28 protein-coding genes are annotated in these 26,103 nt (G+C 38.4%); 9 read left to right on the top strand and 19 right to left on the bottom strand.

The window, feature by feature from the left end; translation table 11 throughout:
• Positions 1-77: 77 nt before the first annotated feature.
• Both tatA and tatC read left to right on the top strand, forming a co-directional pair.
• Positions 78-281: a twin-arginine translocase TatA/TatE family subunit gene (gene tatA, locus ACOMCU_RS20905; RefSeq protein WP_010857586.1), complete on the top strand. Its 204-nt coding sequence runs from the start codon at positions 78-80 to the stop codon at positions 279-281.
• Positions 282-292: 11 nt separating this feature from the next.
• Positions 293-1,135: a twin-arginine translocase subunit TatC gene (gene tatC, locus ACOMCU_RS20900; protein ID WP_421051278.1), complete on the top strand. Its 843-nt coding sequence runs from the start codon at positions 293-295 to the stop codon at positions 1,133-1,135.
• Between the two features lie 459 nt (positions 1,136-1,594).
• Here tatC and ACOMCU_RS20895 read toward each other — a convergent pair whose 3' ends face one another.
• Both ACOMCU_RS20895 and ACOMCU_RS20890 read right to left on the bottom strand, forming a co-directional pair.
• Positions 1,595-2,416: a metallophosphoesterase gene (locus ACOMCU_RS20895; RefSeq protein ID WP_421051277.1), complete on the bottom strand. Its 822-nt coding sequence runs from the start codon at positions 2,414-2,416 to the stop codon at positions 1,595-1,597.
• A 421-nt stretch (positions 2,417-2,837) separates the two neighbouring features.
• Positions 2,838-3,905 carry a helix-turn-helix transcriptional regulator gene (locus tag ACOMCU_RS20890; RefSeq protein ID WP_421051275.1) on the bottom strand — a complete coding sequence of 356 codons (1,068 nt, stop codon included), beginning with the start codon at positions 3,903-3,905 and terminating at the stop codon, positions 2,838-2,840.
• Positions 3,906-4,173: 268 nt separating this feature from the next.
• Between ACOMCU_RS20890 and ACOMCU_RS20885 the strand changes: the two genes are divergently transcribed.
• Positions 4,174-4,884, top strand: a complete 711-nt coding sequence (locus ACOMCU_RS20885; protein ID WP_010857582.1) for a class I SAM-dependent methyltransferase — start codon at positions 4,174-4,176, stop codon at positions 4,882-4,884.
• Complete coding sequence (locus ACOMCU_RS20880; protein WP_421051274.1) at positions 4,885-5,958, top strand: saccharopine dehydrogenase NADP-binding domain-containing protein; 1,074 nt, start codon at positions 4,885-4,887, stop codon at positions 5,956-5,958.
• A 75-nt stretch (positions 5,959-6,033) separates the two neighbouring features.
• Here the strand turns inward: ACOMCU_RS20880 and ACOMCU_RS20875 are convergent, their stop codons facing one another.
• The 10 genes from ACOMCU_RS20875 to ACOMCU_RS20830 all read right to left on the bottom strand — a co-directional run bounded on the left by ACOMCU_RS20875 (position 6,034) and on the right by ACOMCU_RS20830 (position 14,451).
• Positions 6,034-6,756, bottom strand: coding sequence for an amino acid ABC transporter ATP-binding protein (locus ACOMCU_RS20875; RefSeq protein ID WP_010857580.1), 723 nt, complete (start codon positions 6,754-6,756; stop codon positions 6,034-6,036).
• Entirely contained in the window at positions 6,749-7,408 is a 660-nt protein-coding gene (locus ACOMCU_RS20870; protein ID WP_010857579.1) for an amino acid ABC transporter permease, read from the bottom strand. The genes ACOMCU_RS20875 and ACOMCU_RS20870 overlap by 8 nt, the downstream gene beginning before the upstream one ends.
• 110 nt (positions 7,409-7,518) lie before the next feature.
• Complete coding sequence (locus tag ACOMCU_RS20865; protein WP_421051273.1) at positions 7,519-8,319, bottom strand: transporter substrate-binding domain-containing protein; 801 nt, start codon at positions 8,317-8,319, stop codon at positions 7,519-7,521.
• A gap of 365 nt (positions 8,320-8,684) precedes the next feature.
• Positions 8,685-9,044, bottom strand: coding sequence for a Na+/H+ antiporter subunit G (locus tag ACOMCU_RS20860; RefSeq protein WP_010857577.1), 360 nt, complete (start codon positions 9,042-9,044; stop codon positions 8,685-8,687).
• A complete protein-coding gene (locus ACOMCU_RS20855; RefSeq protein WP_010857576.1) occupies positions 9,022-9,306 on the bottom strand; it encodes a Na(+)/H(+) antiporter subunit F1 in 285 nt (94 codons plus the stop codon). The genes ACOMCU_RS20860 and ACOMCU_RS20855 overlap by 23 nt, the downstream gene beginning before the upstream one ends.
• Entirely contained in the window at positions 9,306-9,788 is a 483-nt protein-coding gene (locus tag ACOMCU_RS20850) for a Na+/H+ antiporter subunit E (RefSeq protein WP_010857575.1), read from the bottom strand. Before ACOMCU_RS20850 ends, ACOMCU_RS20855 begins: the two co-directional genes overlap by 1 nt.
• Positions 9,788-11,293, bottom strand: coding sequence for a Na+/H+ antiporter subunit D (locus ACOMCU_RS20845; protein WP_010857574.1), 1,506 nt, complete (start codon positions 11,291-11,293; stop codon positions 9,788-9,790). The genes ACOMCU_RS20850 and ACOMCU_RS20845 overlap by 1 nt, the downstream gene beginning before the upstream one ends.
• Positions 11,286-11,624 carry a Na(+)/H(+) antiporter subunit C gene (locus ACOMCU_RS20840; protein ID WP_010857573.1) on the bottom strand — a complete coding sequence of 113 codons (339 nt, stop codon included), beginning with the start codon at positions 11,622-11,624 and terminating at the stop codon, positions 11,286-11,288. The genes ACOMCU_RS20845 and ACOMCU_RS20840 overlap by 8 nt, the downstream gene beginning before the upstream one ends.
• A gap of 3 nt (positions 11,625-11,627) precedes the next feature.
• The gene (locus ACOMCU_RS20835) at positions 11,628-12,050 is read right to left on the bottom strand and encodes a Na(+)/H(+) antiporter subunit B (protein WP_010857572.1); all 423 of its coding nucleotides are present in this window, start codon (positions 12,048-12,050) and stop codon (positions 11,628-11,630) included.
• On the bottom strand, positions 12,037-14,451 hold the full coding sequence (locus tag ACOMCU_RS20830; RefSeq protein ID WP_010857571.1) for a Na+/H+ antiporter subunit A: 2,415 nt from the start codon (positions 14,449-14,451) through the stop codon (positions 12,037-12,039). The genes ACOMCU_RS20835 and ACOMCU_RS20830 overlap by 14 nt, the downstream gene beginning before the upstream one ends.
• A 487-nt stretch (positions 14,452-14,938) precedes the next feature.
• Here ACOMCU_RS20830 and ACOMCU_RS20825 point away from each other — a divergent pair, with 487 nt between their 5' ends.
• Positions 14,939-15,625, top strand: a complete 687-nt coding sequence (locus tag ACOMCU_RS20825; protein ID WP_010857570.1) for a histidine kinase — start codon at positions 14,939-14,941, stop codon at positions 15,623-15,625.
• A gap of 301 nt (positions 15,626-15,926) precedes the next feature.
• Here ACOMCU_RS20825 and ACOMCU_RS20820 read toward each other — a convergent pair whose 3' ends face one another.
• Positions 15,927-17,135, bottom strand: a complete 1,209-nt coding sequence (locus ACOMCU_RS20820; RefSeq protein ID WP_421051272.1) for an MFS transporter — start codon at positions 17,133-17,135, stop codon at positions 15,927-15,929.
• 108 nt (positions 17,136-17,243) lie between these two features.
• Here ACOMCU_RS20820 and ACOMCU_RS20815 point away from each other — a divergent pair, with 108 nt between their 5' ends.
• On the top strand, positions 17,244-17,963 hold the full coding sequence (locus tag ACOMCU_RS20815; RefSeq protein ID WP_219363846.1) for a DUF421 domain-containing protein: 720 nt from the start codon (positions 17,244-17,246) through the stop codon (positions 17,961-17,963).
• Positions 17,964-17,981: 18 nt separating this feature from the next.
• Here ACOMCU_RS20815 and ACOMCU_RS20810 read toward each other — a convergent pair whose 3' ends face one another.
• The 6 genes from ACOMCU_RS20810 to ACOMCU_RS20785 form a co-directional block, all read right to left on the bottom strand.
• Positions 17,982-18,695, bottom strand: coding sequence for a CBS domain-containing protein (locus ACOMCU_RS20810; protein ID WP_421051271.1), 714 nt, complete (start codon positions 18,693-18,695; stop codon positions 17,982-17,984).
• Positions 18,696-18,928: 233 nt separating this feature from the next.
• Entirely contained in the window at positions 18,929-19,711 is a 783-nt protein-coding gene (locus ACOMCU_RS20805) for an ABC transporter permease (RefSeq protein ID WP_421051270.1), read from the bottom strand.
• Positions 19,708-20,601, bottom strand: a complete 894-nt coding sequence (locus tag ACOMCU_RS20800) for an ATP-binding cassette domain-containing protein (protein ID WP_421051268.1) — start codon at positions 20,599-20,601, stop codon at positions 19,708-19,710. The genes ACOMCU_RS20805 and ACOMCU_RS20800 overlap by 4 nt, the downstream gene beginning before the upstream one ends.
• A complete protein-coding gene (locus ACOMCU_RS20795; protein WP_010857564.1) occupies positions 20,598-20,801 on the bottom strand; it encodes a PLDc N-terminal domain-containing protein in 204 nt (67 codons plus the stop codon). Before ACOMCU_RS20795 ends, ACOMCU_RS20800 begins: the two co-directional genes overlap by 4 nt.
• Positions 20,802-21,544: 743 nt before the next feature.
• A complete protein-coding gene (locus ACOMCU_RS20790) occupies positions 21,545-21,979 on the bottom strand; it encodes a protein-tyrosine phosphatase family protein (protein ID WP_230491814.1) in 435 nt (144 codons plus the stop codon).
• A 17-nt stretch (positions 21,980-21,996) separates the two neighbouring features.
• Positions 21,997-22,944 (bottom strand): carbohydrate kinase family protein, encoded by a 948-nt coding sequence (locus ACOMCU_RS20785; RefSeq protein WP_010857562.1) that lies wholly within the window; start codon positions 22,942-22,944, stop codon positions 21,997-21,999.
• Positions 22,945-23,123: 179 nt separating this feature from the next.
• Between ACOMCU_RS20785 and ACOMCU_RS20780 the strand changes: the two genes are divergently transcribed.
• From ACOMCU_RS20780 to ACOMCU_RS20770, 3 genes are all read left to right on the top strand, one after another.
• The gene (locus tag ACOMCU_RS20780) at positions 23,124-23,687 is read left to right on the top strand and encodes a GNAT family N-acetyltransferase (RefSeq protein WP_010857561.1); all 564 of its coding nucleotides are present in this window, start codon (positions 23,124-23,126) and stop codon (positions 23,685-23,687) included.
• Positions 23,688-23,705: 18 nt separating this feature from the next.
• Entirely contained in the window at positions 23,706-24,623 is a 918-nt protein-coding gene (locus ACOMCU_RS20775) for an EamA family transporter (RefSeq protein WP_010857560.1), read from the top strand.
• A 310-nt stretch (positions 24,624-24,933) separates the two neighbouring features.
• Positions 24,934-26,025 (top strand): extracellular solute-binding protein, encoded by a 1,092-nt coding sequence (locus ACOMCU_RS20770; RefSeq protein WP_036129763.1) that lies wholly within the window; start codon positions 24,934-24,936, stop codon positions 26,023-26,025.
• Positions 26,026-26,103: the final 78 nt, after the last annotated feature.

Genomic DNA, 26,103 nt, shown 5'->3' with positions numbered 1-26,103 from the left:
AAACGGTGGCCATGTTGAAGATTCAAAGCGTTTTCGTCAAACATTTTTAACATTACATTTAAGAGGAGGCGTGACTTATGGGAGGTCTTGGTGCAATTGGTGTTCCTGGCTTAATTATCATTTTGGTTATTGTATTAATCGTTTTTGGCCCGAAAAAGTTACCTGAAATTGGTGGTGCAGTTGGTAAAACTTTTGCAGAGTTTAAAAAGTCTACAAAAGGCTTAATCGATGACGATGATGAACCAACAAAAAAGGTAGAAAAAAAATCTGACGTTTCGTAGGAGGTGTTCCTATGGATCCATATGAAGAGAGAAAATACTTAAGTCCGCTTGATAAAGAACAAGGCGAGCCTCCCGTATCTGTGGAGGCCTCTATTGAAATTCCAACCATTACAACTGCACAGGAAATCGTTAAGAAGGAGCCCCTCATTCCTGTGGACTCTTTGCTTGAGCATATTACAGAACTACGTAAGCAAATCATCAAAGCACTCGTTGTATTTATATTATTTTTTATTGTCGTGTTTTCGACCATTAATTTTTGGTTTCCATATGTGACCCGTGGACATTCGCTTGTCATTTTAGGTCCACTTGAGGTCGTTAAATTTTATATGACGATTTCCACAACACTGGCACTTGGACTATCCATGCCATTTTTCGTTCACTTTCTTTGGAGTTTTGTTAAACCAGGTTTAAAGGAAGACGAGAGCCGATTTCTTGGGTTGTATGCACCTGTTATGTTTTTGCTTTTCGTTTTAGGTGTTGCGTTCGGCTATTTTGTCGTTAATCCACTCAGCTATTCTTTTTTAGTTAGCATTGGTGCAGCTAACTTCAATGTCATGGTATCGGCGAGCGAATATATGCATTTTTTAATTATGACAACAGTGCCACTTGGTCTATTATTTGAATTGCCTATTGTGGCAATCTTTTTATCATCCATTGGGCTATTAACTGCTGACTCCATGAAAAAAATACGCGGTTGGTCCTATATCGCCATGGGCGTGGGCTCTGCCGTCATTACACCACCCGATTTCATTAGTCAGCTGCTTGTATTAATTCCGATGCTTATTTTATATGAAATAAGCATTTACCTTGTCAAACGCTTGGAGCACAAGCAAATAGAGAGTGCTGTTCAATAGGCAAAAGCTCATTGCATTGAGTGTTAAATTCTCAAGTAAAAGAGAAATATCTATATGAACCCGTTGATTTCCGCTTCGGCGGACGCTTTTCGCGGGCATGGCTTCAGTCTCCTCGTCGCTAGGCTCCTGCGGGGCCTTCAGCTCATGCTATTCCCGCAGAAGTCGCCGCCTGCGCTCCCATCAACTCGTGTACGTCTATAAATGATTGAGGTGATGGATAGATGACGAAAAATATCAAGGTGAGCACGACCAGACCCTTAGAGTGGCTACTCTGTAAAAGATAACGGACAAAGCACAAACCTCCAAAAATGGTAGAAAACGTCGCTCGTAGCGTACTACTGCCGTTAATAGGGGCTATTTGTAACGAATATTTCTGATAAAATGTCAAAAGGTATTCGGCATGTGATCATACCGAATACCTTTTGTCGTCATCTGAAAAGAGGTAGTCTCATCCTGAGACTACCTCTTTACTGTCTTTAATTCCATTACGACAATTTCGGGTAAATTAAATATCCGATATGGCACCGAGCTATTGCCTAATCCTCGACTTACAACCATTTTTGTCTCCTGTCCCTCGTAAATACCGGCTGTATATTTCGGAAGCATGCCCTGCCCTGGTGCAACAAGTCCACCAAGCCCAGGAATACGTATTTGTCCACCGTGCGCATGCCCAGTGAACGCCAAGTCGATACCGCTTGTCACATACACATTAAATACTTCAGGTCGATGAGCCAGTAACAGCTTAAACATATCTTGCGGCACATAAGTTGTCGCAATCTCCAGCATTTCTTCTGTCGATCTACCCATTAGTGGATCCTCAATGCCAACAATCGCTAAGCGCTCCCCGTTGCGCTCTAATACGGTCGATTCATTGGCCATCACATGTACACCTACCGATGATAGCGCCTCATAAATTTCACTAACCTTATTCGTCGCTACTTCATGGTTTCCTAGTACATAATAAACATCCGCTAATTCAATTAGCCCTCGCACTGCTTGCAAACTCTGCTCCAAATCAAAGCGATTGCTATCTATGACATCTCCTGTAATAAAAATGACGTCTGGCTGCGTCGCTTTAACCTTTGCTATCAACCTCTCTTGATTGTCACCAAAGAGGGCATCATGTAAATCTGATACTTGCACAATACGTAGCCCATCAAAGCTTTCTGGTACCTTTTCGGATTCGAATACATGCTCACTTACAACCAGCCAGTGATTGTTTACGTACAAAAAAATGACTATAAAGACAAGAAAAAAACCTAAGTATAATAATTTTTTCAATCGCAATCGCTCACTTCGTGGCTAGTTATTCAGAAAATCTTCTGCATCTACTATTATAAGCAAAAACCAACCTGATTGTAAGTACATACTCCGAAAATCCAATAGGTTGCAGAAAAAGACTATCTGAGGAAGTGACTTTGAAGTTAGTTTTAACATATTTCCCGGGACGGGATGCAATCATTTACACATCATTTGCTTTTTTCTTCCAATTATCGGCAACTTATTCCAGCTTATAGTCCTCGCCTATAGGGCTTCTTGAATCTCAAAGAAAGCCCCGTGACTACTTGGTATGTGTGAAAACTTCATTGTAAGTACTTCTGTTACCGCCTGACGTGCAAATTGTGAATTGAACATTAAGCGCTTGTACACAAAATGTAACTGGATTGAGTTTATCCACTTCTAATCTAAACTTATTTTCCATTTAACAATCTAATTGAAATCGTGAAAATATTTTCCATACTAATTCATTGCGGTTTGAAACATTAACTTTTTGAAATATAAGCTTTAAATGATCCTGTACCGTGTAGTTTGAAATAGCAAGATTGTGGGCAATCTCTTTTGTTGGAATACCTTTAATCACTTCAAATACTACCTCCTTCTCTCTCGAAGTAAGATTATAGGCAGTAATTAAAAAGGCTAACATTTCTTTAGAAGAGGCTTCATTTAAAAATATAGCTAACTGCTTTTCATTGCTACTTGTCATCACAAAGGACGCCCGAATGGCAATATAACCCGTATCTTTGATTGGTACTAGTAACGATGTATTAGCATTCAATTTGTCAGCCAAGAGCTTCGCACAAATCGCTTGTATAGGTTTAGGTATTTGACATTGTGTTAATCGTTCATTTTTTCTTAAAATTGATAGCATTTTTGAAGCCTTGGTATTGATGGAAATAACACTTAATTCCTTATCAAAAATAATAATGCCTTTTTCACCATCTTCATAAAGAATCCGCTCCTCAATAATAAAATGATGATACGCCTTTAATGCCTCCCCCATCACTGAAATCAGCATTGTTACTTGTGCCAGTTCTGCATCTTGAAACAATGGTTGTGTATTATTAGCTTTTTTAAAGAGCGTTAAAAAGCCGTAGCATTGTCCTTGAAACATCAGTGCAGCTCTTATTTCATCACTAAAACCATTTGGTTGAAGTACCTCTATAAAGCGAATACTTTGCGATAAATGATTATTGATAGCGTCACTTAATCTGCCTATTAGCTGTCCACTTTGTACCAAATATTCATAGTTGTTTATATCTGTCGAATCATACTCTAAAGACATTATTTTATGATGAATAGCTTCTACTGAATGCTCTGTTACTGCACCTACTGAAAAAAGCGTATGGCAATCTGTTAATGTACAACAGTATGCATCAAAATTCACATGCTGTTGAAGCACTTCAATCATCGATTGTCTGTACGTAAATGAACTCTGACTTTCCTTTAAACATTGTTTCGATTTTCTACGCCAATACTGTATATCTTTCATCAACTTATCCCTCCTCTCCAATACATCCAAAATTAAATCACTTATAATTCGTTTCAACATTTGGCACTCAACCATTTTCTTGGTACAGGGCCGCCTTGTCACTTACGCTTACCGTAGGAGGCAAGGCCCCCCAGATTTATGGGATAGTACATTTTCGATAACAAACTATAATTGAGAATAGTTCTTAATGATATTGTACAAGAGTACACATGAAGAAATACAGTTCGATACACGTGCTGTGAAATAAAAATTTTTAGGAGGTCATTTTATGAAGGAACAATTGCAAAATTGGCATAATCCAACTGTTTACACATATCAACAAACCATTCGCCAAAAAATTATAGGCTACGACCTAATATATGATGTAATGACAAATATGCTTCAAAATCACCCATGTACAGATCGCATGCTCATCGTTGGTGCAGGGGGTGGGCAGGAGCTTTTAACGCTAGGCAGCACATTCCCATCCACTAAATTTATAGCAGTAGATACTTCAAGCTCAATGTTGCAATTAGCCGAACAGCATATTAATCAGTTAAATGTTCCACTCAATGTGGAGTGGTATCCAACAGATTTACTTTCACTAAAGATTGATGAGCCATTCGATATAGCTACCTGTCATTTAGTGTTGCATTTTATTGAAGACTTTGATGAAAAGAAAGCTTTGCTAAAAAAAATCGCAGAAAATTTAAAGGATGGCTCTGTTTTATTCCTATCCTCCATTAATGCTGATTTAACTGCACTTACTTTTAAACAACAGCTAAGCTATTGGCAAAGTTCGATGCGCCAAAATGGCATTTCTCAAGATGATTGGCAACGCTTTGAGCAATCATTTGGCATGACTACCCATCCAATTGATATGGAAACCCTTGTTAACTTATTACAAGAAGTTGGATTTCCGACAGTGATTCCTTACTTTAAATCACATATGATTGATGCTTTAGTTGCTATTAAAGAAGATGCTAAAAGAGGTTTTTAAATGCACAAAGAAAATATTTTAATTGTAGGCGGTTATGGAGAAGTCGGTGGGAAAATTGCGAAATTACTACTTCCAAAATACCAAAATAGAGTATGGATCGCTGGTAGAAGCATAGAAAAAGCTAGACAATTTTGTGCACAGCAAAATAATTTAGCTACGCCTATTCAACTTGATGTTACGAAGGCAATCAATGGTCATCAATTAACCAACATAGCCCTTGTCATCATGTGCTTAGAGCAAGAAAACACTCAATTTGCTGCACTTTGTCTCCAAGAAGGCATTAAGTATATCGATATTTCAGCAAGCTACTCCTTTTTGCAGAAGTTAGAGTTGCTCAATCCTCTAGCTGTTAAACACAACACTACAGCAGTTCTTAGTGTGGGTTTAGCTCCGGGACTGACAAATTTAATGGCCATGCATGTAGCCCAACAATTTTCCTCGCTGGAGAAACTTCATATTTCTATTTTACTTGGCGCAGGAGATTCCCATGGTGCAACTGCCATTCATTGGATTTTAAATCAATTAAATAACAGCTACACCATCGCTCATCAAAATGACAAACAAGAAATAACTAATTTTACCAATAAACGTGTAGTAGACTTTATGGGTATAGGTAATCGTAGCTTGTATCAATTTAATTTTTCTGATCAACATATACTATCTAAACATTTACCCTCTAGTCGTATCATTACTAGGCTGGGATTTGATGTTGAATGGCTCAATCTACTTGTATCCTTAATACAAAAGAGTCGTCTTTCCATAGTATTGAAATGGCAATGGCTGAAGAATATTCTTGCGTCTCTTATTCAAAAGACGAAGATTGGTTCTTCTATATGTGCTCTCAAAATTGAAGCTACCGGCAAAAAACAGCAAGAAGAAATTTCAGTATCGTTAACCTTTGTTGAAAATGATGAATCCTTAGTTACGGCAAAAATAGCGGCATTAGTCGCCCGGAAAATGCTTGAACAAAAGCATCCATCAGGCACATATCATATAGAGGAGCTCTTTAATCTTGAGGTATTAGAAGAACAATTTGATATACCTACTGTGGACATTAAGCATCATCAACAATGAAAAAACGCATTTAGCTGCTCTCATAAGCAAGTCTAAATGCGTTTTATGCCTCTATAGGGAATTCCTGAAATAGATTTATAGTACTTTTTCTAAGAAATCTTTTGCACGCTTTGTGGATGGTGCCGAGAAAAACTCTTCAGGTGATGCATCCTCAATCAGTTTACCACCATCCAGGAATAAAATACGATCTGCTACTTCACGTGCAAAGCCCATTTCATGTGTGACGATTAACATCGTCATGCCTGTATCTGCTAGGTTTTTCATAACAGCCAATACCTCTTTTACCATCTCTGGATCAAGTGCTGAAGTTGGCTCGTCAAATAACATTACCTTTGGATCCATTGCAAGTGCTCTAGCGATTGCAACACGTTGTTTTTGACCTCCAGATAGACGACTTGGATATTCGTTCCGCTTTTCAAAAAGGCCAACCTGCGTCAGTAAATCTTCAGCTTTTTTCGTTGCTGTCGCCTTATCTATGCCTTTAACGTTAATTGGCGCGTACGTTAAATTTTCAAGCACCGTTTTATGTGGGAATAGATGAAAATGCTGAAATACCATACCGACTTCTTCGCGCACTTTCATAATGTTTGTCCCTTTACTAGTTAACTCATCACCAGCAATTGTTATTGTCCCACTTGTCGGCTCTTCTAATAGGTTCAAGCAACGAAGAAATGTAGATTTCCCAGAGCCTGAGGGACCGATAATTGCGATAACTTCCTTTTCCTTTACCCCTGTAGAAATGCCTTTTAATACTTCATTTTGTCCATATGATTTGTGTAAATCTTCAATTTTAATCACTTTTTCTCATTCCTTTCTCGATTCGTTTACCAAGGAACGTTAAAACAAGCGTCATAATATAGTAGATTAAACCAGCAACTAATAATGGCTCAAGATAACGATATGTTGCTCCACCAACTATATAGGCACGGCGCATAATATCAAGCGCACTAATAACTGTTACAACTGCTGATTCTTTATTTAATGTTATGAATTCATTCATTAATGAAGGTAAAATATTTTTCAGTGCTTGGGGAATAATAATGTCCTTCATCATTTTTGTGTAAGGTACGCCAAGCGCCATTGCTGCCTCCTGCTGTCCTTTATCGACTGCATTAATGCCAGCACGAATAATTTCAGAGATATATGCAGAAGAGTTTAAACCAAAAGCAATAATTGCGGTTGGTACAGGGTCAATCTGAATGTCTAATAATTGTGGTACTGCATAGTAAATAATCATTAATTGTAGGACAAGCGGTGTCCCACGGAAAATGGACGTATAAATATCGGCAAACCAGCGAAGAGCTGTAATCTTACCAATTTTGCATAGTGCTAATAAAATACCTACTATAAAACCAATGATGGTTGCACCAATAGTAATTTGAAGTGTAACACCTATTCCTTTTAATATGTAAGGAATAGAGGGAATTATAGCTGTAAAATCCAAATTCACAGCGTTCCCTCCTTTCTTTTTATCGATTAAATCTTAAAATTGGATTGAATTTAGTTAACATGAAAAGTACAAGCGATAGCCCTATATAGAGCTATCGCATTTCAATTGTATTATTCAGCTTTTTCTAACCATTTTTCTTCAAGCTCTTGAATTTTACCTTCATCCGCTAATTCTTTTAAAGCTTGGTTAATTTTATCTTTTAGGTCACTACCTTTTTGAACAGCAATTGCTTTAAAGTCTTCAGGTTGTTCTTCTACTGGAAACGCTGCTAATTTATCATTCGATTTCAGATAACCTTTCGCTACGCCTCCTTCTAGAATTGCTCCATCTAAACGCTTAGACATCATGTCTTGAATAATCTCAGGAATACGCGTACGTCCTTCTACTGCTACATCTACTTTTTTTGCAATGGCGTTTCCTAAATTTTCTTGAATCGAAGCTGTTTGTACACCAATTTTTTTACCAGCTAAATCAGCTTCCTTTTTAATGCCGCTATCCTTTTTCACAACGATCACTTGCTCTGTTTGATTGTATTTATCTGAGAAATCTACAACTTTTTCACGGTCTTCATTTGGTGTCATCCCAGAAATAACAATATCAATTTTACCTGCTTGTAAAGCTGGCACTAGGCTGTTGAAATCCATATCTTGAACTTGCATTTCTACACCAATTTTTTCACCGACTAATTTAATTAAATCAATATCAAAACCAATAATTTCTTCACCTTTTGCAGCATCAACATATTCAAATGGTGCGTAGTCTGCAGATGTACCCACCTTTATTATTTGTTTCTCTTCCGTTCCTGTACCAGCGTTTGAACCTGTATCACTTGCTTTATCATCTTTTGTACCACATGCTGCAAGTACACCAATAACTAGCACAAGCATAAGTATGCAAAATTTGTTCTTCATATTCAAAACTCCTTTGTATTTAATGTGTATTAGAATCCAATTTTTCAAAATAGCAAATTGGATATTTATTCACATTGCAGAATAAAAAATCTATCTGCTAATTAAGATATACTCTTTCAAAATAATTTTCAAGCTTAACTTTAAAAATTTTTAAAAAATATTGTAAACTAAATTTTCAAACAAATCAATTTATTTTTATTTTTCCGTTAATGTTGCATTACTCCATTTACAGAAAATTAGCGTTACTATACTATTTTCCTTCTCTTAAACATTTATGCCTGCTTTAAGTGAATTCCAATACTTCCCTTGCTTTGAAATAATTCTAAATTTAAAAAAACAGACCTCCGAATTGGGAGATCTGTTACTTATTTTTCGTCTGAAAACAGTTTGGACTTCAGTTCATCTTCACCAGAGCCCTCTGCTAAAGGTACTCGTGAGCGATAGGCAGCACGACATATTAAATGTCCTGCTACAGGAGCCGTAACAAAGACGAACATAATTCCTAAAATTAACCGCACACTCACATAACCATCATGCACCCAAAAGTAAATAAATGTGCCCAATAGACATGTTAAAACAGACAATGTAGAACTTTTTGTTGCAGCATGCGAACGCGTGTAAACATCAGGCAGGCGAATCATCCCAAAAGCACTAATAACACTAACAATCGAGCCAATTAGAATGAGGATGGCTGCTGTCCATTCAATCATTTGATTTACGTTCAACAATCACACCTCTTTCTATATATTTCGTAAAGGCGATTGTTCCTATAAAGGCTAATATGCCCAAGATTAGAATTGCCTCCAAATAAGCCTTCGTTTGTAAGATAATCGAGACAATGGCGATTGACGAAAGTAGGTTGATACCAATCGTATCAAGTGCAATAGCACGGTCTGGCATCGATGGTCCTCGAATAACCCGGTACAGTGACAGCGCAATCGATACACTAAATAAAGCAAGAGCTAATAGTAAAATATTTTCAATCATTAGCGTGTCACCTCCATTATTGCTTGTTCAAACTTCCCTATTGAACGAATGACAGCATCTTTAGATTGTTCAATATCCATAGCATGAATATAGAACAAATCTCCCTCCTCAGAAACCTCCATCACAACTGATCCAGGTGTCAGCGTTAGTAAGAGCGCAAGTGCCGTTACTTCCCAGTCTCCTTTGAGCTCTGTTTTATACGTGAAAATGCCTGGCGTAATATTTAACTTCGGTGTCGTAATTTGTCTTAACACACTGTAGCTCGATAATAAGAGCTCCCAATTAAAGAGCCATAGTAATTTAATAATAGAAACTACGCGACGCAGATAAAACTGCGTACCATAAAAGCGGTGCATCGCATATAAAATACCCATCCCCACGATAAAGCCCATTAGAAATGTTGTAAATTGTGGTGTAATTTCATCCTGTAGCAGTAACCAAAGTGTTGCAATGAATAAGTTCAATATAAATTGCATTGCCATTACTCATTCACCTCGCCTTGCCATGTTGCACCGTCTAACACTGCATCTATATATATCGAAGGCGTATGTAGTGTGTCAGCTGCATCTGTAATATATGGTGATATCCACTCTGCCCCAATGCCTAAAGCTATTGTACAAGCTGCCAGCAATATCACAGGCATCTCTATTCGTTTTGGCAATGGCTTTTCATCCTCTAGACTTATGATTGTTTCGCCAAAGAATGACGCCAAAAAGATACGTAGTAATGAATACAAGACAACTAAGCTTGATAAGAAACCAAGACCTAATAGCACAAAGTTACCGCCTTCAATAGCCCCTTGTCCAATCAATACCTTTCCTAAAAAACCACTTAGTGGTGGAATCCCTGCTAGCGAGCACATTACTATAAAGAACATCCAACCAAATACTGGATAATTCCGAATAAGCCCACTCATTTTATCCAGACTAGTCTCACCAGTTACATATATCATCATGCCAACTGCTAAAAATAACATGGCCTTTGCCACCATATCGTGCATTAAATAGAACGTAACGCCCTGTAAGGCAGATTCTGTACCAATTGCAAGACCTGCTACTATAAAACCAACCCCAATGATAACATTATAGGAAGCAATTGTTCGCACATCTCGACCAGCAAGTGCCCCCATACAGCCAGCAATAATTGTTATTCCTGCCATAACACCGAGGACTGTATGTGTCACCTCTGTATTATTTGTGAATAACAATGTAAAAGTACGTACCAATGCATAAATTCCTACTTTTGTTAAAAGAGCTGCAAATAATGCGGCTATAGCAGTCGGAGGTACACTATATGAACCTGGTAACCAGAAGAATAATAATAGACCTGCCTTCAGGCTAAAGACAATTAAGAAAATAAGTGCAACCGTCGTTATCAATGGATCATTGCCCGCCTCCATAACACGAACCGAAATATGCGCCATATTCAAAGTTCCGACCGTCCCATATAGAAACGCCAATGCTACTAAGAAAATCCACGATGCGACAATGTTAATGAGCACATACTTCAACGCCTCACGTAGCTGGATTTTCTCACCACCTAAAGTTATAAGGGCGTAAGAAGCGAGTAGCATCACTTCGAAACACACGAACAGGTTAAAAATATCGCCAGTTAAAAATGAACCATTCACCCCTGCTATCATTAGTAAGGCAAATGAGTAAAAATACATTTTTTCATAACGCTCACCAATCGTAAAGAATGCATATAACAAGCAAATTGCTGCAACAATATTGGCCACTAAAACCAGTAATACAGCAAATGAGTCAGCAACAAACGAAATCCCAAATGGTGGTAGCCAGCCACTAAAATCAATGCGCATCACACCTTGCACCTGAATCTCCATCAAAAGTACAATACTAATAATCGCGACAAAGATCAGCGTTAATAAGCTGATGATGCGCTGTAATAAAATATTCTTTCGCATAAATACTAATAAAATAGCCGTAATGACTGGCACGATTAATGGTAAAACTATAATATTACTCATCCGGTGTACCTCTCAATTCATCAAAGTTCCCCGAACCATTCGTTTTATAGGCCCGGTAGCCGAGAACGAGCACGAACGCCGTCACTGCAAAGCTAATGACAATCGCTGTTAATATTAATGCCTGTGGAAGTGCATCTGTATAAGGACCTTCTGATTCATCAAGCAGTGGCACATCACCTTTTTTCAGACCACCCATCGTTAAAATGAGTAAATGCGCTGCATGTGATAATACAGCTGTCCCTAAAATGACACGTAATAACTGCTTCGAGAGGATTAAGTAAGTAGCCACAGCTACTAATACACCAACTAAAACTAGTATTAACGACTCCATAGGCTACTCATCCTCACTTATACTTAAAATAATTGTTACAACAACACCAACCACAGTTAAAGCAACCCCTGCTTCAAATATAGTGACTGTCGAAAAACCCATCTGCCCAAAAATCGGCACATCAATATACGTATAGGTCTGCGTTAAAAATGGCACATCGAAGAATAATGAACCGACTGCTGTCCCTGTAGCAAGCAAAACCCCTAGTGCCGCTACTTTTTTAAAATCAAATGGCATCCCTTTGTGCACCGTTTCAATGTCATACGTTAAGTACAGTAGAACAATACCTGAGGCAAGCACAAGGCCACCGATAAAGCCCCCACCTGGTGCATGATGTCCTGCAAAGAATAGATACACACCGAGTGTCAAAATAATGAATACGACAGATTTCGTGACCGTGCGTAAAATAACATCATTGATTTTCATGATCTGTCTCCTCCTTTCGCGGCTTGAGCTTCGTCAGTGTATACACACCTAAGCCTGCAATTAGAAGAACCACAACCTCAAGCATCGTATCAAATGCACGGAAATCCCCTAAAATTGTATTAACGATATTCGAACCGCCTGCTAATTTATAGGCATCATTAAAGTACAAAGACACTGGTTCAAATTTGTCATAATGCACAACTGCTAAGCCCACTAATGTCACTGTTGCCCCAACAAAAATAGATATAATGGCATTCGACCATTTAACTCGCTTGCGCGTGAACTCAGGCATTAAATCAGGCAAATATTTAAAGCATAGAAGAAATAATGCTGTTGTCACAGATTCAACGACTAATTGTGTCAGTGCTAAGTCAGGTGCACGGAATATCACAAAGAAGAACGCTATGGAATACCCAAGCACGCCATTTAACAGCATGGCAGTTACACGACTTTTAGCGAAAATCATCCATACTGCTGCAAACATCATGACAAATACTAAAATAAGCTCATACGACTCAACTGCTGAATCCTGTACAAAGTTAAAAGTAAATGCTTCCGACCATATAAAGTAGCCCGCAATAAGAGCTACAAAGAAGACATAAATATAAACAAAATAATGCGTTAGATTGCCTGTCATATAACGCTTTGTAATCTTTGTTGAGCTGTTTTCGCCAAAATCAATCATTCGATTGTAATAAGCATTAAATGCATATTTTTGCGAAAATACTCGATATAGAGGTTTCCACTTTTCTAAAGTTTTAAATAATATAATACCGATAATAACTACACCAAGTGTCATTAGCAGCTCTGCATTTATACCGTGCCACGCGTGAATATGTGGCGTTAATTCACTTGTGGTAGGAAATGTAGGATAAATACTTGCCATTGCAGGCGCTAAAATATAATGTCCCAGCACGTTTGGAAAAAAGAAAATACCAACAACAAACAAACATAGTATTATTGGTGAAATCAGCATACCAAGTGGCGCTTCATGCGGCTTCTTGTCTATTTTATCGGGCTGTAACTTTCCGAAAAACGTCCGACCAATTAAAATCATACTGTAGACGAAGGTGAAAATACTTGCCACCCATGCCACAATTGGGAATAATAGCCCCAAATCAGCAATTGAAAAGGCTTGGACATCACGGATGGCTAGAACCGCAGTAAAAAACATCTCTTTACTTAGGAAACCATTAAATGGTGGTAATCCAGCCATGGAAAAGCCACCGATGACCGCAATTGTAAAGGTTACTGGCATCAATGCCATCAAACCACCTAAACGCCGAATATCGCGTGTTCCTACTTCATGATCGACTATGCCGACCATCATGAATAACGCACCCTTAAACGTGGAGTGATTAATGAGATGGAACAACGCCGCAAAACTTGCTTGTGTATATAGAATGGAACTTTCTGCATAACCAAAATAATGTCCGACTGAGCCAAGACCAAATAAACTCATAATTAAACCTAGCTGACTGACCGTTGAATAGGCCAGCAACGCCTTTAAATCTGTTTGACGTACCGCATTGAAAGAGCCCCAGAATAATGTCACAAGGCCAATGCCACTTACTAGCCAGAACCAGACCGCTTCTCCGCCAAACACGGGAGAAAAACGTGCAACGATATATATCCCTGCTTTTACCATTGTCGCAGAATGTAGATACGCACTAACCGGTGTTGGCGCCTCCATTGCGTCTGGCAACCAAATATGGAATGGAAATTGTGCAGACTTTGTAAAAGCCCCAATTAAAATAAGCAATAATGCAGGAACAAACAATGTGTGCTCACGTATTACCTCTACGTTAGCCACAATTTCACGAATACTAAACGTTCCTGATGAAACATAAAGCATAAGGAATCCTGCTAGCATGGCAAGCCCACCAAAAACAGTAATGGTCATAGCTTTTCGTGCACCCGCTCGTGAAGCTTTACGATGATGCCAAAACGCAATTAGTAGGAACGACGACACACTCGTTAATTCCCAAAAGGTATACAGCACCATTAAGTTATCTGAAAAGACGACGCCAAGCATTGCGCCCATGAATAGTAGTAAGTAGCAATAAAAATGATGAAGTGATTCTTTCGTTGATAAATAAAAAATAGAATATAAAATGACTAGACTACCTACACCTGTAATCAGCAAACCAAGAATCATACTGAGTCCATCAAGGTACGTTGTGAAATTTATATCAAAAGAGGGAATCCACTCATATGTATGGATAAACGTTTTACCCTCGGCAATTTGAGGAATATACCGTGCGAGTAAAAGAAACAATATGATTGGAACGGATAAAACAAACCAGCCAAGATGTGCTACGCGCCTTAGTCGCCTGTAAAGCAGTGGAATCAGGGCAGCACAAACAAATGGGAAAAGTATCATAATGAGAACTATAACCAAAGGAAGACCTCCTACTAACTGAACTAACATATCAGAATTTCTCTTAAAATTGGATTGGTATCTCGTACTAATGGTTGTAAGACTAAAACTACAAGACGAAGAGTAAACGGACGTTTAAGCATCCGTAAGTACCAGATAATTCAACTGAAAATGATGGGAATGACACAAATCCTTATCAATTAAAGTTTCTATTTATCCTGACACTTGACTATCTATTTAACTCACTGCATAATAATGTGGCATATAGAGGCAATTGGTTTAAATGCACGTAATGCATAAATCAAATAACTGTAGAGCATGGAGATAAGCCTATTTCTTCAAAGGTTTTCCGATATATCGTAAATAATTTTTATACACTAATAAGTATACATTATAAATGTGCATAATGCACTGTAACTGCATCGGTTTTAGCTGTTTTAGGATAATTTTTTCGAAATCGGCAATAGAAACAACAAAATAACAACAGAATAAGAGGTGTGATTTTTTTATGAAACATGTAAAAGGGAGATTAGACGAAAGTATTTTAGTTTGCGTTTACTACGGACTTAATGGTGAGCGCTTAATTCGACGTGGCCATAAAATGGCAACGATGCTCGATTGCCCGCTCTATATTCTTTCAGTCGATTCGCAACCCCTTGATGCATTTGACGTGGAGAAATCCAGTTACATTGATCAATGGAAAGATCTATCAGAAGAGCTTGAGGTTGAAAAATTCATTTTGTTAGATAATGAGAAACGTCCCATACAAAAGGTTATTGCAGAAGTGGCAAAGAATTACAGTATTTCACAAATCATTGTAGGTCAAAGTGCTCAAAGTCGCTGGGAAGAAATTACGAAGGGCTCCTTCCTAAACGTTCTTTTAAAAGAAGTACCTTTTGTAGATTTCCACATCGTTGCAGTACAACGCCCAACTGAAGACGATGCAAATGATACATATGAAAAAGGAGTACGTGCTTACTTAATTAAAGAGAACGATGACTTTAAGGTGGCATTTACATGTCCTAAATATGTTTCAATCGAAGGTATTTTCTTCAAAGAAATTGGCACCGACTTTGACAACGGTATTTTCAAATTCACCTATAATGACAAAATGCATGAAGTTCATATTTCTGAGGGCTTTGTAATTGATAAGGGAAATCTTCCCGCAGAATTTTTATCACCATTACGTCAATAAAAAAACACGCCCTTCTTGTAGAGGGCGTGTTTTTTTATTTTAAATATAGAAGTATCTATATGAACCCGTTGCTTTCCGCTACGGCGGACGCTTTTCCCGGGCATGACTTCAGTCTCCTCGTCGCTACGCTCCTGCAGGGCCTTTTCGCTCATGCTATTCCCGCAGAAGTCGCCGCCTGCGCTCCAATTAACTAGTGTATCCTGGTCAACGACAACGCTAAAAGACAGTATAAATCCAATCCGCTTTTATCCGTCACTTTTCGTATCCTATCGGCGCTTTTTCCAGTCTATCTGTCTACATGTTATAAAGGAGCTGTGGCTGGTTTATCCTTTGGTAAAAAGAACGCCACCAATAGTAATAACGGCAGTATCGAAACGACCATCATAGTAAAATCTATACCCTTATGATCCATTAGCACGCCAATTACCATGGCACCAATCGCGCCCATACCAAATGCAAAGCCCGTTGTTAAACCTGCCATTGTACCAATTTTTGAAGGCACAAGCTCTTGTGCGTAGACAACCGTTACGGAGAAGCTAATCATAATGAGTGTACCGATAATAACTAAAAAAATCATTGCAGCCCATAACGGCACATAAGGTAACGCTAAACAAAACGGCATTGGCACCACAACTGATAATAGAATTACATTTTTTCTACCAATACGGTCTGATAATGAGCCCCCGAAAAATGTCCCAATAACCCCAAATGCCATAAAGGTGAATATTAAAATTTGACCAAGGCGTAACGTCACATCATAATGATCCATTAAATAAAACACATAAAAGCTCGTAATATTGGTTGTATAAAATGATCGAGCAAAAATAATAGTAAATAATAATGTCAAAGCAATGCCCACCTGTTTTTTTGTAAGTGGTGGTAAAGATGATACTAATATTCGTTTGTTCTTCGATGTCCGTTCTTGCTCGAGTTGCTTCTTATACCATTTGGCTATCTTACTTAATAATATTATTCCGAAAGTTGTTAATACTAATACAAATGCCGCCCCACGTTGTCCAAATATATCTAAAATATAAGCACTTATAAGTGGCGCAAGAGCTTGTCCAGAGTTTCCACCCACTTGATAAATCGATTGTGCTAATCCCCTTTTAGAACCTGCCGCCATAAATGATACACGTGAGCCTTCCGGGTGAAATATCGCAGAACCAAAGCCTAAAAATAATACAGCTATAATGATTACCCAGTATTGTGTTGTAACTGCTAAAATGGCGATGCCTATAAATGAGCTAATCATACCGATTGGTAAAGCGTACGGCATCGGCTTTTTATCACTAACAAAACCGACAATTGGCTGTAAGGCAGATGCAAATATATTTAATACAAATGAAATGAGTCCTATTTGCGTAAAGGTTAAGCCTAAATCACTCTTCAATATTGGAAACATCGCTGGAATAACCGCCTGCATCGTATCATTGATAAGATGGGCAACCCCAATAGCAATCATTATCGGATAGACAGGGTTGCTAAAATTCGCCATTTGTTTGTTCATTACTGTCATCACACTTTCTAATCTTTCTTATTGTTAGTGATTGTCGCATACAATCGTCCTTTTTGCACAAGCTATGCAACGACAGCTGTAAAAGGAGTTGATACATGTATGGAAAGTTTTTTTCATGCTAACTTTTGGGAAATGATTCTTCGTACTACACTTTCATTTTTTGTATTACTTATTTTGGCCCGTATTCTTGGGAAAAAGCAACTTGGTCAATTGACCTTTTTCCATTACATCACAGGGATTACATTCGGATCGATTGCATCAGAGATTGCCTCTCAAGCTGAAACACCTTTTTTAGATGGTATTATCTCTCTTATCTGGTGGAGTGTTTTAACATATTTCATGACTATCATTACCATTAAATCAAAAAAAGCACGTGTACTCGTTGATGACAAACCAACCATTGTTGTCCAAAATGGGCTTATTTTAGAATCAGGATTGAAAAAAAATCGGCTGCATATGGATGAGCTAACAATGATGCTACGTGAGCAATCCATTTTTTCTGTTCAAGATGTACAATATGCAATGCTTGAAACAAACGGTAAACTTAGCGTTCTACAAAGAACCTCTGAACAACCGGCTACAAAACAAGATGTGAAAGCTGATATTTCACCACCAACTTATTTGCCAACAGAAGTGGTTTCAGATGGCCAACTTATTTACGAAAATTTAGTCGAACTTGAGTTAACTGCAGACTGGCTCATGAAAAAATTAAAAAAACAAAATGTCCAATCCGTGGAAGATGTCTTTTTTGCTCAGGTTCAAACAAATGGCTCATTATATATCAGCCTAAAAGACAAAGCGAGGCAAGCAAGTCCTTAATAGCTTGTCTCGTTTTGTTTAATCTACTTTCATAATATCTAATGGTGTCACGATACCGATTAATTTTTGCTGTGGTTTCCCATGCTCCGTAATCAGTAGTGCCTCAAAACGGCGTCCCCGCTCGACCCCTTGCTTAAAAATTTCCTCTGCCTCATATATCGTTATGTATCGACTCACAAATTTGTAATTCACTCTATTTTTTTCATGCATTAATATGTCGTGCAATGTGGGGACCTGCTTTGGTATTTGATTTCCTCCCATCATCGTCGCTAGCCAATTTGCTATACCCACAGTAGTAATTAGACCTTTAAATTGCTCTTTGTAGTACACCGGAAACTGTGTAAATTTACGATTACGAATAACTTTCAACACATGTTTTAGTGAATCCCTTTCTTGAAAAACATGCACTTTTTTACGAAACATTTGACCGACAAGTGTCGGCTTTGCAAGCGTAGCATCCATATACTCAATCCGTTCTACCACATCTACATGAGGTTCAGCAATTACATATTCCATGGACGTACGATGATGGACAATCGCATTGCGTAAATCCGCATAGGAACGTAAGTCATCTTCATATTTACGTACTAGAACATCCTTCTTCTTTGCTTGATCTATAAGACGGTAAAAAGGCATGAAATCCTTCGCACCAACGATATCCCGTAACCTGTGATCAATTCGGTTAAATGCTGTGAGAAATCGATCCGAATTTTGTGTAACCAATCCTGTCACCTACCTTCCAATTTAAATGCTTATATTTTCGGAGTTATTTGACAAATTTCGAGTTATAGCTACATTATATTCCTAAGTTATGGATATTCCAAGGAAAGATAGGTAAATGAAACTAATTAACGTCTCCCCCATTGGAGCTCTCAAAACAAATGATTAAGTAATTACTATTTATAGTAAATATGCCACTTTCCGTTAATAGAAAGTGGCATATCAGTTGAGAAAGCGTTTTTCTGTTAAATTTTCGTCAAGGATGCATTCTTCTTCATTGTCAAAACCCCGATACTTATAGAAATTATCGTGATTACCAGTGTAATAGCTAAACTCCACCAGTAATCAGACATCTCCATCGTGCCTCGAATCAGTTGCACACCATATGTTGGAAGTTTCCATGGTGTTATTGTCCAAAATGCACCAACCAGTGCATCCAAAATTTGCCCGACAAATATAATGATAAATGCACTTGCTGTTGCAACCACTGGTTTAAATGTTGCACTCATCAGCAATGTCACGGCTAATACAAATAATAGCCATACAAAATACGTGCAAATACTTGCCAACAAAGTCCTGACTTCAAATGTCCCATATAATACAGCTATATAATAAACACTTGCCGAAAATCCAGTCACAATGCTAATAAAACCGACTGTACTCATGACAACAAATTTACTCATAAAGTACGCCCCAAATGAAATTGGGCGTACATACATTAAGGTAGCCATCCCATTGGCACGCTCTTTACTAATGGTCCCAACAAATGAAGCCATAAGTACGAGTAAACCAATCAGCTGAAACTGCCCAATTGAAGCCTGCAATAAATCAGCTGGTCCAAATTCAGGCATCATCATTTCAAAACCCTCTGGTAAATTACCGACTGCCGATAAAATATCCATCATGTAGTAGTTCGTCAAAGGATCAGTCATGCCGAGTAGCGCAAAAACAAGTGGGATCCATAAGAACTTCCAGCTACGCCACGCCTCACGAAATTCCTTTTGAAGAAGTACGCTAAACCCATTCATCGTCTTTTCGCCACCTTCATGAAAATTTCTTCAAGCGATGCTGTTTGACATGCCACTTTGCGTACAGTATAGGTGCATGCACTAAGAAGGTGCAGTAACTGCTGCATACTCGGTTTTTCCTCATGAATCTCTATATATACATAGCACCCCTGTGCCTTGCTTAAAAGTGCTGCTTGACTAGCAAAAAGTTGCGCTTCTTCCTCAGTGCTAAATTCTACTACATAACGAGGCTCATCAAAACGTTGCCGCACCTCACGCAACGTCCCTTGCTCCACAAGCTTTCCATCGCGTAAAAATAATAACTGATCTGTCATTTCTTCAGCATCATTTAAAATATGCGTCGAATATAATATCGTCGTCTCTTGTTGTAAACCTTTCAACAAATCTAATACTTCTCTGCGCCCAACTGGGTCTAACGCAGATACAGGTTCATCTAACAACAGTAATTTAGGCTTATGCACAATTGCCTGGGAAATACCAAGGCGTTGCTTCATACCACCGGAAAACGTCGCAATCTTTTTATTTAAAGCATCGTCAAGCCCAACAAACTCCAATGTTTTTCGAGCTTCTACTTTTGCTTTTTTAGTAGGTACACCACTTAGTCTCGCAGCCATTTCTGTAAACTCTAGCGCACTTAACCATGGGTGAAATTGCGGATATTGTGGTAAAAAACCAATATTTGCGCGCAAATCTTTACCTAACATTGCTACGCTACCAGCCGTTGGCTTTAACAAACCGGTTAACATAGATAAAGTCGTTGTCTTTCCTGCACCATTGGGTCCAATCAATGCTGTTGAGGTATGTTCCTCTAACGTAAAATTGATGGCATCTACAACTGTTTTTTCTGCAAAGCGCTTTGTCAGTCCTGTCACCTGTAGTAGTGTCGTCATGATTGTTTTCTCCCTACTATAAAGTAAGCAATTGGCCCAAGTAGATTGATAAACAAAATAATGAATACCCATAAAATCTTAGGTCCATTCGTTGTATGAATTTTACGTAAATCGATCAGTGCCACAACCACTAAAATCAATTGAACCACAATCAATGGCGCAATAACCGCCCAAGGCACTTTGGCTAACTCCTCTAACATACGAACCACCTCACTCTTTGTTATAATATAACTATAACAAACTTTGTTCTAATATGCATAGAACAAAAAATGTCATTAAAAATTTAACTTGAGCATCGCATTTCTGTAAGTACAGGAAAAATACATAGCATTCTTAAGTAAGCCAACGCCTAGCCATAATAAAAAAGAAGTATCTATATAAACCCGTTGCTTTCCGCTACGGCGGACGCTTTTCGTGGGCATGGCTTCAGTCAACTAGTGGTCGTCTATTAATGATTGAGGTGATGGATAGGTTGACGAAAAATAGTAATAACGACATCGTTAATAGGGGCTATTTGTTACTAAAAATTACAAAAGGTATTCGCAATGTGATCTTTCCGAATACCTTTAGTCGTTTTTGAAGGAGCATTTCAAGCTGTTCACGCGCATTGATTTGATTTGTCGTCCTCATGTTTATCATCACCTTAAGTATTTTTAGCAGGTTGGAAGCAGAATAGGCTATCTGTAGGCGATACAAGTTGATTGGCGTGGAAGGCGCGACACTCCTGCAGGAACAGCACATGCGGAAAATCCATCTTTTCGGCTACCCGCCTTAAAAATTAGTTGGTGTCATGCCTGCGGAAAGGGAGCACCTGGAACGGAAATCAACGGTTTCTTATTATTTATTCAAAAAGAAAAAGACTGTAGATCAACTCAAATTTCTTTGAGTTTTGTCTACAGTCTGAAAGGAGATGTACCAAAACCAAGGTTTGGTACATCTTCTTTTATTTATATAATTTTGTTAAAGCTTCCGCCATATTTGGTCGAATTGTTACTTGTGGACGGGCATTTTTTACAGCTAGCTGCGCTTCCTCTAAAGTATTCGCCAAGCCTAGCTCCATTAATACAGCAGTCGCTGCTACACCCGCTCGTCCGCCACCACTACCGCAATGGAAGTATACCTTCTGACCGGCTTCATAGGCAGTAACAATTTCTTGCGCTACCTTTTCAATGGAAGCTGCCACTTGTACTTCTTCATCTGCAATCGGAAAATGCTTGTACGTATAGTTTACTTTTACCTGCTCTTCAGCAGATAGGCCATTAACACGAACATCAATAATGACATCTACTGATTCATTTTCAAAGACCGCACCAGCATCTTTTGCGCCACCAAAATACAGCCAATCTTTTACTAACACATCATAGTCTTTCTCCATCATATGCACGCTCCAAACTACTACTTTAGCAAATGCTTTATATCATTATAATATGGAAGAGCTGTTAATGCGCCTGCTTTTGTTGCCGCCAAGGCCCCAAGCTTATTGCCAAAGCTTACACAGCGAACGAGCTCTTCCACAGTTGTTGGTAACCCATTGTAATGGACATCTCGTAATACACCCGCCATAAAGGCATCACCAGCGCCTGTTGTATCTACTGGCACTACCTTTTCTGTCGGTACATGTATAACATCGCCGTTCAATACTGCGTAGGTACCTTCTTCCCCTACTGTTACTAAGATGATGGGTACTAAATAACTGTCTAATTGCTGAATCCCTTCTTCTAAGGTAGTTGTTTCAGTTAAGAAAAACAGCTCATCATCTGTTACTTTCAAAATATCTACATTTTCGAAAAATGACGTGATGGTTTCACGGCAGACTTCCTCACTGCTCCAACGTAATGGACGAATGTTGGCATCCATTGCGATTATCGCGCCTTTATCCTTTGCCATGTCGACGGCAGCACGAGTTGTTTTCAGTGCAGTAGGGTGAAACATCGTGCCTGAACACACAATTAATGCCGAAGCATGTTTAAAAGCAGCTTCATTTAGTTGGTTTGACTCTACTTGTAAATCTGGTGTCTCATCGACGTAGTCCTTGAAGATACGTTCACATGCTTCTGTTAAGTGTACATAAACGCCACTAACTCGCTTCGCTGGGTCAAATACTGCATAGTCTAAGCTAACGCCTTCTTTTACAAGGCCATCTCGGACGAATTGCGAAGCCTCGTCATCCCCTGTTATTGTAATCAGTGCAGAAGGAGCACCGATACGGCTAATGCCAGCAGCAACGTTTACTGTAGCACCACCCATATATTTAGTAAAAGATGAGTTTGTTACATCATCTGCAATATAGTCAATAAAAGCATCTCCGTAAACTAATATAAAATCTTTATCTTCCTTTGTCATTGTTGTCCTCCCGAAAGTCTGTTCATTTTAGATTAACACGAAAGTTGATTTCATATAAAGTTTTAAACTTTCGGAAAAATACTGAAAAGATTCCTTCCATAAAGTAGTGAATATTTCAAAAGTTTGTGACATCCTCTATCTTTGTTATACTTGCCTATAGAAAGGTAGGGATTTTGAAGATGAGTATTTCAATTCGACAAGCGCAACCACAGGATGCCCATGCCGTTGTACCATTAATTATTGATGCTATTGGTGATATCGCCAACCGTTTAACTGGTGAACAAACACCAGAGGCTGTTGAGCAAGCACTTATAGTGCTTTTCAAACGAGAAGATAACCGCCATTCCTATTTAAATACTTTTGTTGCTGTAGAAGATGAACAGGTCTTAGGCATTCTTGTTTATTATAACGGTGAACAAGCCATTGACATGGACGCGAATCTTGTAAAATGGCTTGAAGCAAAAAATGCGCCAAGTATTGTCATCGATAAAGAGGCTCATGAAGATGAATATTATATAGATACAATTTGTGTGGCACCAGAGGCTCGTGGTAAAGGAATCGGCACATTATTATTACAATTCGCTATAGAGCAAACGGAAAAACTAGGCTTTACAAAATTATCATTAAATGTTGAAACACAAAAAGAAGACGCTCGTCGCCTATATGAACGTACAGGTTTTGTTATCACAGAGCCATGGTCTATAATCGACGAACCCTTTCATCATATGGTAAAACAGATTTAGGATGTGACATAAAATAGCATGAAAACAAATTTAATCTATCCTCTATTGATTGTCATTGCATCAAGTAGCTACGGCATTCTATCGACAATAGTCAAAGTAGCAATGTTGCATGGCTTTACGTCAGCAGAGGCGGTATCTAGTCAATATATAATTGGCTTTATGTTAGTGGCGACTATTTTTATTGTCACACAAAGACAGGTACCAAAATTTTCGAAAAAAGGCCTGTTTATTATGGTCAGTGCTGGGATGTTTACCGGCATTACAGGTATTGTGTACGGTGAATCACTAAAATATTTACCTGCATCTCTTGCAGTTGTCATGCTCTTCCAATTTACGTGGATTGGTTTATTGTTAGATTGTGCACTTCATAAACGTTGGCCAAGCCGACCTGAAGTGCTTTCCCTCATTGTTTTATTTGCTGGGACAATATTAGCTGCTGGTATATTAGATGTAGATTTAAGCGGCATCGCTATACAAGGCTGGATATTTGGCTTTGCTGCAGCATTTACCTTTGCTTGTTTTATCCAATTTAACTCTCGCCCTGTTGAAGGTGTGACAACCACAGCACGTGTATTGATTGTTTCCTTTGTTGCTCTCATTATGATTAGTATTTTCTTAAGTCCTGAAATCGCGTGGAATGGAAAGTTATTCACGGAAGGCTTATGGAAATATGGACTAGCACTCGGACTTTTCGGTATTATTTTACCGATTTATTTATTTTCTATTGCTGTTCCAAAAGTTGGTGGGGGCCTTGCTTCCATTTTAAGTGCAATTGAATTACCTGTTGCTGTGACAGTTTCCGTAATTGTTTTACATGAGCCACTCACTTTTTTACAGGTAATCGGTATTGTCTTTGTCATTTTAGGTATGATGCTTCCGACATTACTCGCTCAGCTACGTCACAAGAAAAGTACTCTTGAGCCTAAACGTGTATGACAAGCATTGGACATCAGGAAATGATCACCGGATTATACATTAGGCACGATGATCTAAATGAGCTTAAGTGTAAGTGTTTGGCTGAACCCGTTGGCAAGATAAAGTAAAATTAAAAAAACTTCTTAAAAATGGCAATGCCATTTTTAAGAAGTTTTTTTGCATTTCTTTAAATTTCATTGAAAACCATCATTTACTTAGCTTATGATAAATATAATGTTAGAATTTTTTAATTATTCTAACATTAATGTTTATTGTAAGCATTATACTGCTATATGGAAGCTACACACTAAGTAGGAAGGGGAAGATGATGATGAAAAAAATGCGTATTTTCGGTTTTTTACTTGTGTTAATGCTCATGGTTTTAGCTGCTTGTAGTAGTGATGATAACAAGGATGCAACAGACGGCGACAAAGCGTCTGGTTCTGACAAGGCAGAAGAAGAAGCATCTCCATCAGGAAAGCTTGTGATTTATACAGGACGAGATGAAGAGATGGTGCAAGGCGTAATCGATCAGTTTAATGAGAAGTACCCGGAAATTGAAGTGGAGTTTTTAACAATGGGTGCCCAGCAAATCTTAGAGCGTCTGCGTGGCGAAAAAGCAAATCCGCAAGCTGATTTTTGGTGGGGAGGCACACAATCAGCGCTAATTGTCGGTGCAAATGAAGATTTACTACACGCATGGAAGCCAAGTTTCATCGATTCAATAGATGCCAATCATAAAGATTCAGATGGTCGCTGGTTCGGCGAAATGTTATTGCCGGAAGTAATTATGATTAACAGCGATTTACTAACTAAAGAAACTGGTCCACAGGATTGGGATGACTTATTAGATCCAAAATGGCAAGATCAAATCTTAATCCGCGGTGTATTAGCCTCTGGCACAATGCGTACAATCTATTCATCCATGATTGTAAGACAAGGTGCAGACACACCTGAGAAAGGCTATGATTGGTTATTAAAATTAGATGCTAATACCAAAGAATATACACAAGATCCAAATGCACTTTACTTAAAGCTAACACGTCAAGAAGGAAGCATCTCATTATGGAATTTGCAAGATATTTTATTAAAGAAATATACAACTGACTATCCGTTTGATTACATTTATCCACAGAGTGGTGCGCCTATTTTAGTAGATGGTGTTGCTGTCGTAAAAAATGCAAAAAATGTGGAAAATGCTCAACTATTCGTCGAGTTCTTATTTGAAAAAGAAATGGTAACGAAATTAGCCAATGATTACTACCAAATCCCAACTCGCTCAGATATTGATAAGGCAGCAATGCCGGAATGGTATCAGGAGTTAGATTTAAAAACATTTGACATAGATTGGCAACTTATGTCCGATAAAGAAGCTGAGTGGATGGAGCATTGGGATACGAATATTAAAGGCAATGGAAAATAGTAATTATATAGTGGCGTTTTTTGAGCCTCGAGTAATATTTTGCTCGAGGTTTCTGTACACCTAGTTGTCAGTGAGAGA

This window comes from Lysinibacillus sp. UGB7, assembly GCF_049058285.1.
GTDB lineage: Bacteria > Bacillota > Bacilli > Bacillales_A > Planococcaceae > Lysinibacillus > Lysinibacillus sphaericus_B.
Note: the sequence above shows the minus strand (reverse complement) of the source record. Positions and strands in the feature narration are given on the sequence as shown.

What these genes read in the sequence shown, in the direction of transcription:
- tatA (WP_010857586.1), top strand. Translation starts at nt 78, where the DNA reads ATGGGAGGTCTTGGTGCAATTGGTGTTCCTGGCTTAATTATCATTTTG.
- tatC (WP_421051278.1), top strand. Translation starts at nt 293, where the DNA reads ATGGATCCATATGAAGAGAGAAAATACTTAAGTCCGCTTGATAAAGAA.
- ACOMCU_RS20890 (WP_421051275.1), bottom strand. Translation starts at nt 3,905, where the DNA reads ATGAAAGATATACAGTATTGGCGTAGAAAATCGAAACAATGTTTAAAG.
- ACOMCU_RS20885 (WP_010857582.1), top strand. Translation starts at nt 4,174, where the DNA reads ATGAAGGAACAATTGCAAAATTGGCATAATCCAACTGTTTACACATAT.
- ACOMCU_RS20880 (WP_421051274.1), top strand. Translation starts at nt 4,885, where the DNA reads ATGCACAAAGAAAATATTTTAATTGTAGGCGGTTATGGAGAAGTCGGT.
- ACOMCU_RS20865 (WP_421051273.1), bottom strand. Translation starts at nt 8,319, where the DNA reads ATGAAGAACAAATTTTGCATACTTATGCTTGTGCTAGTTATTGGTGTA.
- ACOMCU_RS20855 (WP_010857576.1), bottom strand. Translation starts at nt 9,306, where the DNA reads ATGATTGAAAATATTTTACTATTAGCTCTTGCTTTATTTAGTGTATCG.
- ACOMCU_RS20850 (WP_010857575.1), bottom strand. Translation starts at nt 9,788, where the DNA reads ATGGCAATGCAATTTATATTGAACTTATTCATTGCAACACTTTGGTTA.
- ACOMCU_RS20845 (WP_010857574.1), bottom strand. Translation starts at nt 11,293, where the DNA reads ATGAGTAATATTATAGTTTTACCATTAATCGTGCCAGTCATTACGGCT.
- ACOMCU_RS20840 (WP_010857573.1), bottom strand. Translation starts at nt 11,624, where the DNA reads ATGGAGTCGTTAATACTAGTTTTAGTTGGTGTATTAGTAGCTGTGGCT.
- ACOMCU_RS20835 (WP_010857572.1), bottom strand. Translation starts at nt 12,050, where the DNA reads ATGAAAATCAATGATGTTATTTTACGCACGGTCACGAAATCTGTCGTA.
- ACOMCU_RS20825 (WP_010857570.1), top strand. Translation starts at nt 14,939, where the DNA reads ATGAAACATGTAAAAGGGAGATTAGACGAAAGTATTTTAGTTTGCGTT.
- ACOMCU_RS20820 (WP_421051272.1), bottom strand. Translation starts at nt 17,135, where the DNA reads ATGAACAAACAAATGGCGAATTTTAGCAACCCTGTCTATCCGATAATG.
- ACOMCU_RS20815 (WP_219363846.1), top strand. Translation starts at nt 17,244, where the DNA reads ATGGAAAGTTTTTTTCATGCTAACTTTTGGGAAATGATTCTTCGTACT.
- ACOMCU_RS20805 (WP_421051270.1), bottom strand. Translation starts at nt 19,711, where the DNA reads ATGAATGGGTTTAGCGTACTTCTTCAAAAGGAATTTCGTGAGGCGTGG.
- ACOMCU_RS20800 (WP_421051268.1), bottom strand. Translation starts at nt 20,601, where the DNA reads ATGACGACACTACTACAGGTGACAGGACTGACAAAGCGCTTTGCAGAA.
- ACOMCU_RS20795 (WP_010857564.1), bottom strand. Translation starts at nt 20,801, where the DNA reads ATGTTAGAGGAGTTAGCCAAAGTGCCTTGGGCGGTTATTGCGCCATTG.
- ACOMCU_RS20790 (WP_230491814.1), bottom strand. Translation starts at nt 21,979, where the DNA reads ATGATGGAGAAAGACTATGATGTGTTAGTAAAAGATTGGCTGTATTTT.
- ACOMCU_RS20785 (WP_010857562.1), bottom strand. Translation starts at nt 22,944, where the DNA reads ATGACAAAGGAAGATAAAGATTTTATATTAGTTTACGGAGATGCTTTT.
- ACOMCU_RS20780 (WP_010857561.1), top strand. Translation starts at nt 23,124, where the DNA reads ATGAGTATTTCAATTCGACAAGCGCAACCACAGGATGCCCATGCCGTT.
- ACOMCU_RS20775 (WP_010857560.1), top strand. Translation starts at nt 23,706, where the DNA reads ATGAAAACAAATTTAATCTATCCTCTATTGATTGTCATTGCATCAAGT.
- ACOMCU_RS20770 (WP_036129763.1), top strand. Translation starts at nt 24,934, where the DNA reads ATGAAAAAAATGCGTATTTTCGGTTTTTTACTTGTGTTAATGCTCATG.